The following is a 16544-nucleotide window of genomic DNA, read 5'->3' as shown; positions in this document are numbered from 1 at the left end:
TACCTAACAGGTATACATGGCCTCTGACTCCGGGCGAAGGTGCCCGGCGCAGGTGCACAGGGAGGAACCTATGCGGTGGATACACGCCGCCGGTAGGGGCCTCCTCGTCCTCGTCGTGGTCCTGACCGGTTACGTCGGCTCCGGAGCGCGGGCCGACGAGGGGAGCGGGGGCGGCCGCGGCCCCCTGACCCTGGCCACCGCCGGGGACCTCACCAGTTACCTCGGCCCGCTGCTGCGGGGCTGGAACCGCACCCACCCCGGCGAGAAGGTCACCCTCGTCGAGCTGCCGGACTCCGCCGACGAGACCCACGCGCAAATGACCACCGACCTGCGCGGCGGCGGCAGAAGCCGCTTCGACGTCCTCAATATCGACGTCGCCTGGACCTCGGAGTTCGCCGCCGCGGGCTGGATCTCCCCGCTGGCCCGGGACCGCTTCCCGCTCGACGGCTTCCTGCCCCCGGTCGTGGACACGGCCACGTATGACGGAAAGCTGTACGCCGTCCCGTACGTCACCAATGCCGGACTCCTCCTGTACCGCAAGGACATCCTCGCCAAGGAGGGTCTCGCGCCGCCGCGCACCTGGGCCGAGCTGGAGCGGCAGGCGAAGACCATCGCGCCGAAGTACGGACTCGACGGCTACGCGGGCCAGTTCCTGCCCTATGAAGGCCTCACGGTGAACGCCGCCGAGGCGGTCTACTCGGCGGGCGGCACGATCCTCGGCGACGAGGGCGAGCGCGTCACCGTCGACTCCGCGGCGGCCCGGGAGGGCATCGGCTTCCTCGCCCGCGGCGTACGCGACGGCTGGATACCGCGGAAGGCGCTGACGTACAAGGAGGAGGAGTCCCGGCAGGCCTTCCAGGACGGCCACCTCCTCTTCCTGCGCAACTGGCCGTACGCCTACGTCAGCGCCTCCGGCAAGGGTTCCGCCGTCGCCGGGAAGATCGGCGCGGTGCCACTGCCCGGACCCGGCGGCCCCGGTGCGAGCGTGCTCGGCGGCTCCAACCTCGCGGTCAACGCGCACGCCCGGCACCCCGCCTCCGCCGCCCGCCTCATCGCGTACCTCACGAGCGAGCGGGTGCAGCGGCAGGTCCTCACGAAGGGCGCGCTGCCTCCCGTACGGGCCGCGCTCTACCAAGACCCGGAACTGATCCGGGAGTTCCCCTATCTGCCGACGCTCCGCGCGAGCGTCCTGGCGGCCGCGCCGCGCCCCAAGAGCCCGCGGTACGACCAGGTCAGCCTGGCTGTGCAGGCCGTGGTGCACGACGCGATGACGGGGCACGAGACGCCCGAGGACGCGGTGCGCAGGCTGGCGCGCGAGCTGGCGGACATTTCACGCCGGGGCTGAGCCCGCCTCCTCGGACACATCGCCGGGATCCTAGTTACATGTTAGGTAACGCGCCCATCTCATCTTCGGTTTTGTGGCTGGAAAAGTCCGGATATAAAGCCCCAACTCCGAGACCGGGCCTGCCTACTCGTTGACACCTGTGCGACATGCCTACCTAACATGCATGCATAACCGGAGGCACGCACAGACAGGTCAACGGGTGACGCTCAACACGCACCGCTGGTGGCGCGACGCAGTGATCTACCAGGTGTACGTCCGGAGCTTTCTGGACAGCACCGGGGACGGCATCGGCGATCTCGCCGGGGTCCGGGCCGGACTGCCGTACCTGAAGAAACTCGGGGTCGACGGCATCTGGCTGAGCCCCTTCTATCCCTCGCCGCAGCACGACCACGGCTACGACGTCGCCGACTACCGCGATGTGGACCCGCTCTTCGGCGACCTCGCCGAGTTCGACCTGCTGATGGCGGACGCCCGGCGCCTCGGCGTCAAGGTGCTCCTCGACATCGTCCCCAACCACTGCTCCAGCGAGCACACGTGGTTCCAGGAGGCGCTGGTCTCGGCGCCGGGCAGCGCGGCCCGTGCCCGCTTCCACTTCGCCGACGGCCGCGGCCCGGACGGGGCCGAGCCGCCCAACAACTGGCACGCCATGTTCGGCGGCCCAGCCTGGAGCCGGGTCACCGAACGGGACGGCAGGCCCGGCCAGTGGTACCTGCACATGTTCACGCCCGAGCAGCCCGACCTGAACTGGCGCAACCCCGAGGTCGGCGCCCACTTCGAGGACGTCCTGCGCTTCTGGCTCGACCGAGGTGTCGACGGCTTCCGCATCGACGTGGCAGCCGGGCTCTTCAAGCACACCGACCTGCCCGACTCGCCCGACCCCGAGGCCGATGCCCGCACCCGCGACTCGGTCAACCCGCTCGCCTGGAACCAGCCCGAGGTGCACGACGTCTGGCGGCACTGGCGCGCCGTGTGCGAGGAGTACGCCGCCGGTGACGGCCGTGAGCGGCTGCTCGTCGGCGAGGTCTCCGTCCCGACCGCCCGCGAACACGCCCAGTACGTACGCCACGACGAACTGCACCAGGCATTCTTCTTCGACCTGCTGAGCGCCGCCTGGGACGCGGACGCCTTCCGCAAGGTCATCTCCGAGGCCATGCAGGACATCGCGGGCACCGGCTCGACGGTCACCTGGGTCCTCAACAACCACGACCAGGTCCGTACGGTCACCCGTTACGGCGAACTCGGCACCGAAGGCAGCGGCCTGGGCGCCGCCCGCGCTCGCGCCGCCGCCCTGCTGATGCTGGCGCTGCCCGGCGCCGCGTACATCTACCAGGGCGAGGAACTGGGGCTGCCCGAGGTCGTCGACCTGCCCGACGACGTGCTCACCGACCCGATCTTCCGGCGCACCGGAAGCCGGGCCCGCATCCGCGACGGCTGCCGCGTGCCGCTGCCGTGGTCCGGGCACGCGTCCCCGTTCGGCTTCACCTCGGGTGCGGAGGGCGCCAAACCGTGGCTGCCGCAGCCCGCCTACTTCGCCGAGTACGCCACCGACCGCGCCCTCGCCGACACCCGCTCCTTCTGGCACCTGTACCGCGACGGCCTCCAACTGCGCGCCGCGCTGCCCCAGTTGGGCGAGGGCACGCTGCGCTGGCTGGAGACCCCGCCCGGCGTGCTCGCCTTCGTCCGCGGCGACGGCCTGGTGTGCGCCGTCAACTTCGGTACGGCGCCGACGCCCGCGCCCGTCTCGGGAACACCCCTGCTGTCCAGCGGCCCCTGCGCGCCCGGCGTCCTGCCCGGCTCGACGACCGCCTGGTGGATCAGCGACAGCACCAACCCCTGAGCCGCCATCCCTCCTGCTCACCCGTCAATTTCCCCGCCCCCTCGAAGGGACATCAACGATGATGCGACGACGTACGACCCTGCTCGCGAGCTGCACCGCCCTCGCCCTGGCCCTCGGCGCGACCGCCTGCGGAGGCGGCCCTGTCTCCGCGGGCGGCGGCGGCAAGTCGCTCAGCGGCCAGACGATCAGCGTGGCCGGTGTCTGGTCCGGAAGCGAGCAGAAGAACTTCCAGAAGGTCCTGGACGCCTTCACCGAGAAGACCGGTGCCAAGACCCAGTTCGTGTCCACCGGCGACAACGTCTCCACCGTCGTCGGCAGCAAGATCGAGGGCGGCAACGCCCCCGACGTGGTGATGGTCCCGCAGGTCGGCGTGCTCCAGCAGTTCGCGAAGCAGGGCTGGCTCAAGCCGCTGTCCAAGACCACCGAGCAGTCCGTCGACTCCAACTACGCGCGTGTGTGGAAGAACTACGGCAGCGTCGACGGCACGCTGTACGGGCTGTACTTCAAGGCCGCCCACAAGTCGACCGTCTGGTACAGCCCCGACGCCCTCGACCAGGCGGGCGTCAAGCCGCCGACGACGTACGACGCGATGCTGAAGGCCGGGCACACCGTCTCCGAGTCGGGCCTCGCGGCCTTCTCCGTGGCCGGACAGGACGGCTGGACCCTCACCGACTGGTTCGAGAACATCTATCTCTCCCAGGCCGGCCCCGAGAAGTACGACGCCCTGGCTGCCCACAAGATCAAGTGGACGGACCCGACCGTGGTCGAGGCCCTCACCACCCTCGGCAAGCTGTTCAAGGACAAGCAGCTGATAGCGGGCGGTCAGAAGGGGGCCCTGAACACCGACTTCCCGGGCTCCGTCGAGAAGGTCTTCGGCCCGAAGCCCGCCGCGGGCATGGTCTACGAGGGCGACTTCGTGGCCGGCGTCGCCAAGGACCAGTTCGGAAAGAAGATCGGTCAGGACGCGAACTTCTTCCCCTTCCCCGCGGTCGGCGGCGGCAAGGCGCCCGTGGTCAGCGGCGGTGACGCGGCGGTCGTCCTCAAGGACGGCAAGAACCAGAAGGCCGCCATGAAGTTCCTGGAGTACCTCGCGACGCCCGAAGCGTCCGCCGCGTGGGCCCAGGTGGGCGGCTTCCTGTCCCCGAACAAGAAGCTCGACCTCGCCTCCTACGGCGACGACATCACCCGCGAGACGGCCAAGTCCCTGATCACCGCCGGGGATTCGGTCCGCTTCGATATGTCCGACCAGGCCCCGGCCGCGTTCGGCGGCACCAAGGGCGCCGGCGAGTGGAAGCTCCTCCAGGACTTCCTGCGCGACCCGTCCGACCCGAAGGGGACCGCGGCCGAGCTGGAGAACGCGGCGGCCAAGGCCTACCAGGACTGATCGCCATGACCGCCACTCTCGTGAAGGACGCGAGTCCCCCGGCCGTCAGCATGGCGGACCGCAGACGGCGCGCCAGGCGTCGCGGCCGGGTCATCGCCCTCGCCTTCGTCTTCCCCGCCCTGCTCCTGCTCGGCGCGCTCGTCGTCTATCCCGTTCTCTTCTCGGTCGGCCGCAGCTTCTTCGACGCCTCCGGAACCCGGTTCGTGGGCGGCGACAACTACCGCGAGATGTTTCGCGACCCCGCCACGATCAAGGCCATCCGCAACACCACCATCTGGGTGGTCGTCGCACCGGCGCTGCTCACCGGGCTCGGGCTCATCCTCGCCGTCCTCGTCGAAAAGGTGCGCTGGGCAACGGCGTTCAAGCTTCTGCTGTTCATGCCGATGGCCGTGTCCTTCCTCGCCGCGGGCATCATCTTCCGGCTCGCCTACGACGAGGACCCCGAGAAGGGCGTCCTCAACGCCGCCGTCGTCTCCGTGCACGACGCCTTCAAGGGCACATCGTCGTACCCGACCGCCCGCGCCCGCGACGGACAGGGCCTGACCAAGGGCACCGACGGCTCGTACCGTACGACCGCGACCGCGTCGCCCGGCCACACCGTCGACCTCGGTCTGGTCGGCGTACTCGCCGATGACCTGCCCCAGGGCGCGCGGCCCGCGTACCCGGCGGCGGCGCGCAAGGCGACGGCCGGCGAGCTGCGCGGTGTCGTCTACCTGGACTTCACGCGGGGCGGGGGAGGGGAGCAGGGCAAGGTCGACAGGGCCGAGAGCGGACTGCCTCGGATGAAGGTCGAGGCGGTGCGTGACGGCAAGACGGTCGCGAGCGCCACCACCGCGGCCGATGGCTCCTTCCGGTTGCAGGACCTCGGTCCGGGCTCCTACACCGTGCGGCTGCCCGCCGCGAACTTCGCCCCGCCCTACGACGGTGTCTCCTGGCTGGGCCCCGCGCTCGTCACGCCCGCCATCATCGGTGCCTATCTGTGGATCTGGACCGGCTTCGCCATGGTCCTGATCGGCGCGGGGCTCGCCGCGCTGCCGCGCGACGCGCTGGAGGCGGCCCGGATGGACGGCGCGAACGAATGGCAGATCTTCCGCCGGATCACCGTGCCGCTGCTCGGCCCCGTGCTCACCGTGGTCTTCGTGACCCTGGTGATCAACGTGATGAAGGTCTTCGACCTCGTCTACATCATCGCGCCGGGGCCGGTGCAGGAGGACGCCACCGTGCTGGCCACCCAGATGTGGCTGGTGTCCTTCGGCGGCGGCAACAACCAGGGGCTGGGCAGTGCGCTGGGAGTGCTGCTCCTGTTCCTCGTGATCCCCGCCATGGTCTTCAACGTCCGCCGCTTCCGAGGGAGTCAACGATGAACGCGCTCAGGCGAGGGCTCGGCAACAGCCTGGTGCAGGCGTTCCTCGTGCTCGTGGGCCTGGTGTGGCTCACCCCGCTGGCGGGGCTGTTCGTGTCCTCGCTGCGGTCCGCCCAGGACACCGCGAAGGGCGGCTGGTGGACGGCTCTGGCGAGTCCGGGCCGGCTGTCCTTCGACAACTACTCGGCGCTGCTCGGCAATTCGGGGATGACGCGGGCGTTCTGGAACACCGTACTGATCTCGGTTCCGGCCACGTTCCTCGTCGTCGTCATCGCCGCGCTCGCCGGATACGCCTTCGCCTGGCTGGAGTTCCCCGGCCGCGAGCCGCTCTTCCTGCTGGTAGTGGCGCTGTTGGTGGTGCCGGTGCAGATCGGGCTGCTGCCCGTGGCCAAACTCTTCGGCCAGTTGGGGCTGTTCGGCACGATTCCCGGGGTTGTCCTCTTCCACGTCTCGTACGGGCTGCCGTTCGCGATCTTCCTCTTGCGGAACTACTTCGCGGAGATGCCGCGGGAGATGCTGGAGGCGGCGCGGATGGACGGGGGCAGTGAGTGGCGGATCTTCACCCGGCTTGTGCTGCCGGTGGGGCGGCCGGCGATCGCGAGCCTGGCGATCTTCCAGTTCCTGTGGGTCTGGAACGACATGCTCGTCGCGCTGCTCTTCGCCGACAGCTCGTCGCAGCCGTTGACCGTTGAACTCCAGTCGCAGATACGGCAGTTCGGGAGCAATATCGACGTGCTCGCGCCGGGGGCGTTTCTGTCCCTGGTGGTGCCGGTGGTCGTGTTCTTCGCCTTCCAGCGGCACTTTGTGCAGGGGGTGATGGCGGGGTCGGTGAAGTGACGGGGGGTGGGTGGGGGCGGTCGGGGGCCCTACGGGGTTTTCGCCCCCTCCGCCCCTGCCCGTCCCGTACCTGGCGGGCTCCGCCCCCCAGACCCCCCGTGTCGCGCTTCGCGCTCGTCCTCAAACGCCGGACGGGCTAAAAATCGGGGCAGTGGGGGGCGAAAACGACCCCCACCGCCCCGCCCGTCACGGCGAAGCCGGCGGATAGAGCGACCGGGGCAGCTGGGCGGCCGCCGCCGCGTCCAGGAGCCACAAGGTCCGAGAGCGGCCGTACGCGCCGGCGGCCGGTGCCTGGATCTCGCCCGCGCCCGAGAGGGCGATGGCAGCCGCCTGCGCCTTGTCCTCGCCGGCCGCGAGGAGCCACACCTCGCGGGCGGAGCGGATCGCGGGCAGCGTGAGCGAGATGCGGGTCGGCGGCGGCTTCGGGGCGCCGTGCACGCCGACGACCGTCCGCTCCGTCTCCCGCACCGCGGGCAGCTCAGGGAAGAGCGAGGCCACATGGGCGTCCGGCCCGACGCCCAGCATCAGCACGTCGAAGGTCGGAACGGAGCCGTGGTTCTCGGGCCCCGCGGCCTTGGCGAGCTCGGCGGCGTACGCTTCCGCCGCCGCGTCCACATCGGCGCCATACGGACCGTCGGACGCGGGCATCGGATGCACGCGCGCGGGATCCAGCGGCACCGAGTCGAGGAGCGCCGCCCGGGCCTGGGTGTCGTTGCGGTCGGGGTCGCCCCCGGGCAGGTACCGCTCGTCGCCCCACCAGAGGTCGAGGCGGCCCCAGTCGATGGCGTCCCGGGCGGGCGCGGCAGCGAGCGCCGTGAGGAGCCCGTTGCCGTTGCGCCCGCCGGTGAGGACGACCGAGGCGTAACCGCGCGAGGCCTGAGCGTCCACGATCTTCGTGATCAGCCGGGCCGCGGCGGCCTGCGCCATCAGCTCCTTGTCGCGGTGGACGACGAGCTGCGGAGTGCTCACTTGGCGGCCGCCTTCTTCGCGGGGGCTCTCTTGGCCGGGGCCTTTTTCGTCGCCGTCCTGACCGGGCCCGGCGCCTCTTCGGCGGCCTCCGCCGTCGTCGCGTTCAGCCGGTCCACCCCGTACCTCAGCGCCGAGGCATAGGTGTCGTCCGGGTCGAGACGGCGCAGCTCCTCCGCGATCAGCTCGGCCGTCTCGCGGCGCTTGAGGGCCACCGCGCGGTCGGGCTGTCCCTGGATGGAAAGAGTCGCCAGGGAGCCGTCGGCGCGGTCCAGAACGATCGGGCCGCAGCTCGTGGCCATCCGCACGGCGGTGAGACCGGGACCGGAGGACAGGGAGCGCTTGACGGGGACGTCGAGGCGGTCCGCGAGCCACATGGCGAGCAGCTCGCAGCTCGGGTTGAACTCCTCGCCCTCCACCTCGACGGCGTCCACGTCGCAGGTGACCTGGTCCAGGGCCGCGGCCAGCATCGAGCGCCAGGGCGTGATGCGGGTCCACGACAGGTCCGTGTCGCCGGGCGTGTAGGCGTCGGCGCGGGCGCTCAGTTCCCGTACCGGGGCTTCGGCCGCGTAGGTGTCGGTCACACGGCGCTGGGCGAGCGCGCCGAGCGGGTCCTTCGCCGGGTCGAGCGGCGCGTTGACCGGCCACCAGACGACGACGGGCGCGTCCGGCAGGAGCAGCGGCAGGACGACCGACTGGGCGTGGTTGACCACCTCGCCGTAGAGACGCAGCACCACCGTCTCGCCGGTGCCGGCCTCCACTCCGAGGCGCACCTCGGCGTCGAGGCGCGACTTCGTGCGGTCGCGCGGCGAGCGGGAGACCCGCCTGATGACCACGAGGGTGCGCGAGGGGTGCTCGTGGGAGGCCTCGTTGGCGGCCTTCAGAGCGTCGTAGGCGTTCTCCTCGTCGGTGACGATGACGAGGGTGAGGACCATGCCGACGGCAGGAGTGCCGATGGCCCGGCGGCCCTGCACGAGCGCCTTGTTGATCTTGCCGGCCGTGGTGTCCGTGAGGTCCGTCTTCATGGGCGACGCCAGCTCCGTCCGTCTCGCTCGAGCATCTGGTCCGCCTCGACGGGCCCCCACGTTCCGGACGGGTACTGCGCGGGCTTGCCGTGCTTGTCCCAGAACTCCTCGATCGGGTCGAGGATCTTCCAGGACAGCTCGACCTCCTCGGTGCGCGGGAAGAGGTTCGAGTCGCCGAGCAGGACGTCGAGGATCAGCCGCTCGTACGCCTCCGGGCTCGACTCCGTGAACGACTCGCCGTACGCGAAGTCCATCGAGACGTCCCGGATCTCCATGGAGGTGCCGGGCACCTTGGAGCCGAAGCGGACCGTGATGCCCTCGTCGGGCTGGACGCGGAAGACGATCGCGTTCTGGCCCAGCTCCTCCGTCGCCGTGTGGTCGAAGGGGGAGTGCGGGGCGCGCTGGAAGACCACGGCGATCTCGGTGACGCGGCGGCCGAGGCGCTTGCCCGTACGGAGATAGAAGGGCACGCCCGCCCAGCGGCGGTTGTCGATCTCCAGCTTGATCGCGGCGTACGTGTCGGTCTTCGACTTGGGGTCGATGCCCTCCTCCTGGAGGTAGCCGACCGCCTTCTCGCCGCCCTGCCAGCCCGCCGCGTACTGTCCGCGTACGGTGCTCTTGCTGAGGTCCTTCGGGAGCCTCACGGCGCCGAGCACCTTGGTCTTCTCGGCGGCCAGCGCGTCCGCGCCGAAGGAGGCGGGCTCCTCCATGGCGGTCAGCGCCATCAGCTGGAGCAGGTGGTTCTGGATGACGTCACGGGCGGCGCCGATGCCGTCGTAGTAGCCCGCGCGCCCCCCGATGCCGATGTCCTCGGCCATCGTGATCTGGACATGGTCGACGTACGACCGGTTCCAGATCGGCTCGAACATCTGGTTGGCGAAACGCAGCGCCAGGATGTTCTGGACGGTCTCCTTGCCCAGATAGTGGTCGATGCGGAAGACCTGGTCCGGAGCGAAGACCTCGTGCACGATCGCGTTGAGTTCCTCGGCCGACTTGAGGTTGTGGCCGAAGGGCTTCTCGATGACCGCGCGCCGCCATGAGCCGCCCTCCTGCTCGGCGAGACGGTGCTTCTTCAGCTGCTGGATGACCACCGGGAAGGCGGACGGCGGCACGGAGAGATAGAAGGCGAAGTTGCCGCCCGTGCCCTGGGCCTTGTCCAGCTCGTCGATCGTGGAGCGCAGCCGCTCGAAGGCGTCGTCGTCGTCGAAGGTGCCCTGCACGAAGCGCATGCCCTGGACGAGCTGCTGCCAGACCTCCTCGCGGAAGGGCGTACGGGAGTGCGCCTTGACCGCGTCGTGGACCTCCTGGGCGAAGTCCTCGTTGGCCCACTCGCGGCGTGCGAAGCCGACGAGCGAGAAGCCCGGCGGCAGCAGACCTCGGTTGGCGAGGTCGTACACGGCGGGCATCAGCTTTTTGCGTGACAAATCGCCCGTGACGCCGAAGATGACCAGGCCCGACGGCCCCGCGATACGCGGGAGCCGTCGGTCTGCGGGGTCACGCAGCGGGTTGCTGCTCGACAAGATTTCAGCCCTCCGAGGGGGCGAGGCGCTCAAGCTCCGCCTCGGTCGACTTGAGCAGGTCGTTCCAGGAGGCTTCGAACTTCTCGACGCCCTCTTCCTCCAGGAGCTGGACCACCTCGTCGTACGAGATCCCGAGCTTCTCGAGTGCGTCCAGTTCGGCGCGGGACTGCTCGTACGTACCGGCGATGGTGTTGCCGGTGATCTGGCCGTGCTCCTCGGTGGCGAAGAGGGTGGCCTCCGGCATGGTGTTCACCGTGTTCGGCGCGACCAGCTCGTCGACGTACAGGGTGTCCTTGTACGCCTTGTCCTTGACGCCGGTCGAGGCCCACAGCGGACGCTGCTTGTTGGCCTGCGCCTTGTCGAGGGCGGCCCAGCGGTCGGAGGAGAAGACTTCCTCGTACGCCTCGTAGGCGAGCCGGGCGTTGGCGAGCCCCGCCTTGCCGCGGGCGGCCTTGGCCTCGTCCGTGCCGAGCGCGTCGAGGCGCTTGTCGATCTCGGTGTCCACACGGGACACGAAGAAGGACGCCACGGAGTGGATCTTGGAGAGGTCGAGACCCCTCTCACGAGCCTTCTCCAGGCCGGACAGGTACGCGTCCATGACCTCGCGGTAGCGCTCCAGCGAGAAGATCAGCGTGACGTTGACGCTGATGCCGAGACCGATCGTCTCGGTGATCGCCGGGAGACCCGCCCTGGTGGCCGGGATCTTGATCAGGGTGTTGGGGCGGTCCACCAGCCAGGCCAGCTGCTTGGCCTCGGCGACGGTCGCCTTGGTGTTGTGCGCCAGACGCGGGTCGACCTCGATCGAGACCCGGCCGTCCTGGCCGCCGGTGGCGTCGAAGACAGGGCGCAGGATGTCGGCGGCGTCACGGACGTCCGCCGTCGTGATCATGCGGACGGCCTCTTCGACGGTGACCTTGCGGGCGGCGAGGTCCGACAGCTGCTGGTCGTAGCCGTCGCCCTGTGAGATCGCCTTCTGGAAGATCGACGGGTTGGTGGTGACGCCCACGACGTGCTGCTGGTCGATCAGTTCGGCGAGATTGCCGGACGTGATCCGCTTGCGCGACAGGTCGTCCAGCCAGATCGCGACGCCTTCCTCGGAGAGGCGCTTGAGTGCGTCTGTCATGGAAATTCCATCTCCTACGTGTCGTATATCAGCGTCAGCGCTGGGCTGCGGCGATCGATTCCCGGGCGGCATTGGCGACGTTCTCCGGAGTGAAGCCGAATTCGCGGAAGAGCACCTTGCCGTCGGCCGAAGCACCGAAGTGCTCCAGCGAAACAATGCGTCCGGCGTCCCCGACGAACCGGTGCCAGGTCAGACCGATACCGGCCTCGACGGCGACCCGCGCCTTCACGGACGGCGGCAGGACGCTGTCCCGGTACCCCTGGTCCTGCTCCTCGAACCACTCCACGGACGGCATGGACACGACCCGCGTCGGAACGCCGGCGGCCTGCAGCTGCTCGCGCGCCTCGACGGCGACGTGCACCTCGGATCCGGTGCCGATGAGGATGACCTCGGGCGTGCCGCCCTCGGCCTCGAACAGCACGTAACCGCCGCGAGCGGCATCTTCGTTGGCCTCGTAGGTCGGCACGCCCTGACGGGTCAGCGCCAGGCCGTGCGGGGCGCCCTTGCCGAACACCTTGGTCCAGCGCTTGAGGATCTCGCGCCACGCGATGGCGGTCTCGTTGGCGTCGGCGGGACGGACCACGTTGAGGCCGGGGATGGCGCGCAGCGAGGCCAGGTGCTCGACCGGCTGGTGCGTCGGGCCGTCCTCGCCGAGGCCGATCGAGTCGTGCGTCCAGACGTACGTCACCGGCGCGTGCATCAGTGCGGACAGGCGTACGGCGTTGCGCATGTAGTCGGAGAACACCAGGAAGGTGCCGCCGTAGATGCGGGTGTTGCCGTGCAGCGCGATGCCGTTCATCTCCGCGGCCATGGAGTGCTCGCGGATACCGAAGTGGATCGTGCGGCCGTACGGGTTCGCCTCCGGGAGCGGGTTGTCCGCGGGGAGGAACGAGCTGTTCTTGTCGATCGTGGTGTTGTTCGAGCCGGCGAGGTCGGCGGAGCCGCCCCACAGCTCGGGGATGACCGCGCCGAGAGCCTGGAGCACCTTGCCGGACGCGGCACGGGTGGCCACCGCCTTGCCCGCCTCGAACACCGGGAGCTTCTCCTCCCAGCCGGCCGGCAGCTCTCCCGCCGCGATGCGGTCGAACTCGGCGGCGCGCTCCGGGTTGGCGGTGCGCCAGGCGGCGAAGCCCTTCTCCCACTCGCCCTTGGCCTCCCGGCCGCGGTCCAGGGCGCCACGGGTGTGCGCGAGGACCTCGTCCGTGACCTCGAAGGACTTCTCCGGGTCGAAGCCGAGGACGCGCTTGATGGCCGCGACCTCGTCGTCGCCGAGCGCCGAGCCGTGCGCGGCCTCGGTGTTCTGCGCGTTCGGGGCGGGCCAGGCGATGATCGAGCGCATCGCGATGAACGACGGCTTGTCGGTCACCTGCTTCGCGATCTGGATCGCGTTGTAGATGGCGTGCGGGTCCAGGTCGCCGTCCGGCTTCGGGGCCACGCGCTGCACATGCCAGCCGTAGGCCTCGTACCGCTTGACGGTGTCCTCGGAGACGGCCGTCTCGGTGTCGCCCTCGATCGAGATGTGGTTGTCGTCCCACAGCAGGACCAGGTTGCCGAGCTTCTGGTGGCCGGCGAGGGAGGATGCCTCCGCGGAGATGCCCTCCTGAAGGCAGCCGTCACCGGAGATCGCGTAGATGAAGTGGTCGAACGGGGACTCGCCCTGAGGGGCGTCCGGGTCGAACAGACCGCGCTCGTAACGGGAGGCCATCGCCATGCCCACGGCGTTGGCGACACCCTGGCCCAGCGGACCGGTCGTGGTCTCCACGCCGGTGGTGTGCCCGTACTCCGGGTGGCCCGGCGTCTTGGAGCCCCAGGTGCGGAACGCCTTCAGATCATCCAGCTCCAGACCGAAGCCGGCCAGGTACAGCTGGGTGTAGAGGGTCAGGGACGTGTGGCCTGCGGACAGCACGAAACGGTCGCGTCCTACCCAGTCGGCGTCCGCCGGGTCGTGCCGCATCACCTTCTGGAAGAGGGTGTAGGCGGCGGGCGCCAGGCTCATCGCCGTACCGGGATGGCCGTTGCCGACCTTCTGTACGGCATCGGCGGCCAGGACGCGGGCGGTGTCCACGGCCCGCTGGTCCAACTCGGTCCACTCGAGGTCTGCGGTGGTCGGCTTGGTGCTCACCCTGGGTCAGGGCTCCTCTCCACATGTCACACATGTCGAATACCGGTGCACTGGGCGCCCACCGGCCGTTGTCGAGCCTACCCCCGTAAGTACGTGCGTTTTTTCGAGTCATTCCAGACTGCCGGGACTCTTCGGGATCCGCCTCCCGACCGGTCCGTTCCGCGTTCGGCATGTGAATACGGAACCGCTCGTCCGAGTGCTCAATCGAGTGACGCCCGGCTCTTCCAGCGATGCCGCTCAACACGACCCCACCCCCGCGAATGCCGGGGTCTGGGCAACGTCTACAGTGGCGTGGTACGCGCGAGCCTTTACCGGGAGTTCACACCCGGGGCTTGCTGGAATGTCTCTGTCAGGGGTGTGCGTGACGGCCGTCGAATCCCGTCCAGCGGGGGTACTCGATGCGAGTAGCAGCCGGGGCCAGCGGCCGTTCGGGGCCCGTGTCAAAGCTTTCGTGGCGCTGACGAAGCCGCGCATCATCGAGCTGCTGCTGATCACCACCGTTCCGGTGATGTTCTTGGCCCAGCAGGGCGTGCCCGACCTGCAGCTCGTGCTCCTCACCTGCCTCGGCGGCTATCTGTCGGCGGGCGGCGCCAACGCGCTGAACATGTACATCGACCGTGACATCGACGCCCTGATGGAGCGCACCTCGCAGCGCCCGCTGGTCACCGGCATGGTCAGCCCGCGCGAGTGCCTGGTCTTCGGTATTTCGCTTGCCGTCCTCTCGACACTGCTGTTCGGCCTGACCGTCAACTGGCTGTCCGCCTGGCTGTCGCTCGGAGCGCTCCTCTTCTATGTGGTCGTCTACACGATGATCCTCAAGCGCCGTACGTCGCAGAACATCGTCTGGGGCGGCATCGCGGGCTGCCTCCCGGTCCTCATCGGCTGGTCGGCCGTCACGAACTCGATGTCGTGGGCGCCGGTCATCCTCTTCCTCGTGATGTTCTTCTGGACGCCGCCGCACTACTGGCCGCTGTCCATGAAGGTCAGGGACGACTACGCGCGCGTGGGCGTGCCGATGCTGCCGGTCGTCGCCTCCAACAAGGTGGTCGCCCGCCAGATCGTCATCTACAGCTGGGTGATGGTCGCGGTCTCGCTGCTGCTCACCCCGCTCGGCTACACCGGCTGGTTCTACACGGCCGTCGCGCTCGGCGCCGGCGGGTTCTGGCTGTGGGAGGCGCACGGTCTGCAAAGCCGCGCCAAGGCCGAGGTGACGGGCGGCAAGCTCAAAGAGATGCGGCTGTTCCACTGGTCGATCACATATGTGTCGATCCTGTTCGTCGCCGTCGCGGTGGACCCCTTCCTGCGCTGAGGCTCCCGACGGGCGGGGTGGGTGGCCAAGGCCACGCACCCCGCCCGTCGCCGTTTGATCTACTCGTCGGTAGCATCCTGGCCATGGCAGACACCCAGCAGGTTGACGAGACGGCCGGCACCGCCCAGGACGCCAGGGCCGAGCGCAGGACGGCCAAGCTCGTGAAGCAGATCGCCGCCTTCTCCAAGGAGCACGGCGGCGCAGAGGGACACGTGGCGTACATCGGGCAGCGCGGCGCCCGGATCGTGCTCGTCGGCGAGGACGGCGGCTGGGGCGACCTCGTGGCGCCCACATACGCGATCGCCGAGGAGGCCGTGAAGAGGTCCGGGATCACGGTGCACGAGGCGTTCGACGGGGAGTTCGCGGCGAAGATGAAAACCGGCCCCTACGAGTGGAAGCGCATGGCGGGCATCCAGCTCGGCGGGCCCAGCAACGGCTGAGGATCACGCATCGCGCGCCGACCGACAACCGTCGGCCGTTCGTACGGGGTGTGCGCAAGCAACACCTGACGCCCGGTTCACCCGTTAGGACCTGAGTAGACACGGTCCAGTCACGGGAGCCCGGATGATCGAAACGCCGTCCCTGGTGGACCAGTACTGCCACGGCGTCCTGCGGACGGAGCTGGGCCTCGGCACCTTCGAGGCCCACCTCGCCAGGACCGAGGGCCCGCCCGCCGCCGGTACCACCCTCTTCGACACCCAGACCGGTTTCGCCGTACGCCGCTGGTGCCCACCGCTGCTCGGTCTGGAGCCGCACTGTCCGCCCGCCCGCTATCTGGCCCGGCGCCGCGAACTCGGCGTACTCGAATCGGGCCGCAGGCTGCTGCGCGGCAGCGGCATCACGACCTATCTCGTCGACACCGGGCTGCCCGGCGATCTCACCGGGCCCGGTGAGATGGCCTCCGCGGGCGCCGCCGAGGCGCACGAGATCGTCCGCCTGGAGCTGCTGGCCGAACAGGTCGCCGACACCTCCGGCACGGTCGAGTCCTTTCTCGCCAATCTCGCCGAGTCCGTGCACGGCGCCGCCGCGAACGCCGTGGCCTTCACCTCCGTGGCGGGCGTACGGCACGGTCTGGCGCTCGCGCCCGAGCCGCCCGGGCCGGGAGAGGTGCGGGGCGCGGCGGGCCGCTGGCTGGCCGGACGCCGGGTGGGCGGAGCCCTGAGCGACCCCGTCCTCCTCCGTCACCTGCTGTGGATCGCGGTCGCCTCGGGCCTGCCCCTGCAACTTCACGCAGGACTCGGCGAACCCGGCCTGCGCATCGACCGCACCGACCCCGTCCTGCTCACCGACTTCGCCCGCGCCACGGCCGGACTGGGCACCGACCTCGTCCTCCTGCACGGCTACCCCTACCACCGGCACGCGGCCCACCTCGCCGGCGTCTTCCCCCATGTGTACGCCGACCTCGGAGCCGCCCTGGTCCGTATGGGGGCGCGGGCGGCTGCCGTCCTCGCCGAGATCCTCGAGCTGGCGCCCTTCGGCAAGCTCCTCTTCTCCAGCGGCGCACACGGACTGCCCGAACTTCATGTGGTCGGAGCACGCCTCTTCCGTGAGGCGCTCGCGCGGGTGCTCGGCGCCTGGGTCGCCGAGGGGGCCTGGTCGTCAGCCGACGCACAGCGGGTGTCGGGGCTGATCGCGGCGGGGAACGCGCGGCGGGTCTACGGGGTGGAGTGAACTCCTTCTACCGTGGTGCCCGGCCGACCGTCACCTACCTCG

13 protein-coding genes are annotated in these 16544 nt (G+C 69.8%); 8 read left to right on the top strand and 5 right to left on the bottom strand.

Translation table 11 applies throughout. The annotated features are described in order from the left end of the window. Positions 1–70: 70 nt before the first annotated feature. The 5 genes from AB0D27_RS30540 (at position 71) to AB0D27_RS30520 (ending at position 6766) form a co-directional block, all read left to right on the top strand. Positions 71–1345 (top strand): ABC transporter substrate-binding protein, encoded by a 1275-nt coding sequence (locus AB0D27_RS30540; protein ID WP_362515284.1) that lies wholly within the window; start codon positions 71–73, stop codon positions 1343–1345. A gap of 163 nt (positions 1346–1508) precedes the next feature. Next, positions 1509–3182, top strand: a complete 1674-nt coding sequence (locus AB0D27_RS30535) for a glycoside hydrolase family 13 protein (protein WP_362515283.1) — start codon at positions 1509–1511, stop codon at positions 3180–3182. Between the two features lie 58 nt (positions 3183–3240). After that, positions 3241–4566 (top strand): ABC transporter substrate-binding protein, encoded by a 1326-nt coding sequence (locus tag AB0D27_RS30530; protein ID WP_362515281.1) that lies wholly within the window; start codon positions 3241–3243, stop codon positions 4564–4566. 5 nt (positions 4567–4571) lie between these two features. Beyond that, on the top strand, positions 4572–5930 hold the full coding sequence (locus tag AB0D27_RS30525) for an ABC transporter permease subunit (RefSeq protein ID WP_362515280.1): 1359 nt from the start codon (positions 4572–4574) through the stop codon (positions 5928–5930). Next, positions 5927–6766 (top strand): carbohydrate ABC transporter permease, encoded by an 840-nt coding sequence (locus AB0D27_RS30520; RefSeq protein WP_362515278.1) that lies wholly within the window; start codon positions 5927–5929, stop codon positions 6764–6766. The genes AB0D27_RS30525 and AB0D27_RS30520 overlap by 4 nt, the downstream gene beginning before the upstream one ends. A 186-nt stretch (positions 6767–6952) precedes the next feature. On the opposite strand, the gene pgl is transcribed toward AB0D27_RS30520, so the two are convergent. Genes pgl through tkt form a run of 5 tightly spaced genes read right to left on the bottom strand, consistent with a single transcriptional unit; the run spans position 6953 to position 13522 of the window. After that, positions 6953–7735: a 6-phosphogluconolactonase gene (gene pgl, locus AB0D27_RS30515; RefSeq protein WP_362515277.1), complete on the bottom strand. Its 783-nt coding sequence runs from the start codon at positions 7733–7735 to the stop codon at positions 6953–6955. Further along, positions 7732–8757, bottom strand: a complete 1026-nt coding sequence (gene opcA, locus AB0D27_RS30510; protein WP_362515275.1) for a glucose-6-phosphate dehydrogenase assembly protein OpcA — start codon at positions 8755–8757, stop codon at positions 7732–7734. The genes pgl and opcA overlap by 4 nt, the downstream gene beginning before the upstream one ends. Next, complete coding sequence (gene zwf / locus AB0D27_RS30505; protein WP_362515274.1) at positions 8754–10277, bottom strand: glucose-6-phosphate dehydrogenase; 1524 nt, start codon at positions 10275–10277, stop codon at positions 8754–8756. The genes opcA and zwf overlap by 4 nt, the downstream gene beginning before the upstream one ends. A 4-nt stretch (positions 10278–10281) precedes the next feature. Beyond that, positions 10282–11400 carry a transaldolase gene (gene tal / locus AB0D27_RS30500; RefSeq protein ID WP_362515272.1) on the bottom strand — a complete coding sequence of 373 codons (1119 nt, stop codon included), beginning with the start codon at positions 11398–11400 and terminating at the stop codon, positions 10282–10284. Between the two features lie 34 nt (positions 11401–11434). Further along, positions 11435–13522, bottom strand: a complete 2088-nt coding sequence (gene tkt / locus AB0D27_RS30495) for a transketolase (RefSeq protein ID WP_362515270.1) — start codon at positions 13520–13522, stop codon at positions 11435–11437. 355 nt (positions 13523–13877) lie between these two features. On the opposite strand from tkt, the gene AB0D27_RS30490 reads away from it, so the two are divergent. The 3 genes from AB0D27_RS30490 to AB0D27_RS30480 all read left to right on the top strand — a co-directional run bounded on the left by AB0D27_RS30490 (position 13878) and on the right by AB0D27_RS30480 (position 16502). Continuing rightward, positions 13878–14831: a heme o synthase gene (locus tag AB0D27_RS30490; RefSeq protein ID WP_362515307.1), complete on the top strand. Its 954-nt coding sequence runs from the start codon at positions 13878–13880 to the stop codon at positions 14829–14831. 83 nt (positions 14832–14914) lie between these two features. Next, positions 14915–15271 carry a hypothetical protein gene (locus AB0D27_RS30485; protein WP_362515269.1) on the top strand — a complete coding sequence of 119 codons (357 nt, stop codon included), beginning with the start codon at positions 14915–14917 and terminating at the stop codon, positions 15269–15271. Positions 15272–15395: 124 nt separating this feature from the next. Beyond that, entirely contained in the window at positions 15396–16502 is a 1107-nt protein-coding gene (locus tag AB0D27_RS30480; RefSeq protein WP_362515268.1) for an amidohydrolase family protein, read from the top strand. Positions 16503–16544: the final 42 nt, after the last annotated feature.

It is taken from the genome of Streptomyces sp. NPDC048415 (assembly GCF_040651675.1).
GTDB lineage: Bacteria > Actinomycetota > Actinomycetes > Streptomycetales > Streptomycetaceae > Streptomyces.
This window is presented reverse-complemented; position numbering and strand designations above follow the sequence as displayed.

Excerpts from the sequence above, each read along its gene's own strand:
- AB0D27_RS30540 (WP_362515284.1), top strand. The coding sequence starts at position 71 with ATGCGGTGGATACACGCCGCCGGTAGGGGCCTCCTCGTCCTCGTCGTG.
- AB0D27_RS30535 (WP_362515283.1), top strand. The coding sequence starts at position 1,509 with ATGCATAACCGGAGGCACGCACAGACAGGTCAACGGGTGACGCTCAAC.
- AB0D27_RS30530 (WP_362515281.1), top strand. The coding sequence starts at position 3,241 with ATGATGCGACGACGTACGACCCTGCTCGCGAGCTGCACCGCCCTCGCC.
- AB0D27_RS30525 (WP_362515280.1), top strand. The coding sequence starts at position 4,572 with ATGACCGCCACTCTCGTGAAGGACGCGAGTCCCCCGGCCGTCAGCATG.
- AB0D27_RS30520 (WP_362515278.1), top strand. The coding sequence starts at position 5,927 with ATGAACGCGCTCAGGCGAGGGCTCGGCAACAGCCTGGTGCAGGCGTTC.
- opcA (WP_362515275.1), bottom strand. The coding sequence starts at position 8,757 with ATGAAGACGGACCTCACGGACACCACGGCCGGCAAGATCAACAAGGCG.
- tal (WP_362515272.1), bottom strand. The coding sequence starts at position 11,400 with ATGACAGACGCACTCAAGCGCCTCTCCGAGGAAGGCGTCGCGATCTGG.
- AB0D27_RS30485 (WP_362515269.1), top strand. The coding sequence starts at position 14,915 with ATGGCAGACACCCAGCAGGTTGACGAGACGGCCGGCACCGCCCAGGAC.
- AB0D27_RS30480 (WP_362515268.1), top strand. The coding sequence starts at position 15,396 with ATGATCGAAACGCCGTCCCTGGTGGACCAGTACTGCCACGGCGTCCTG.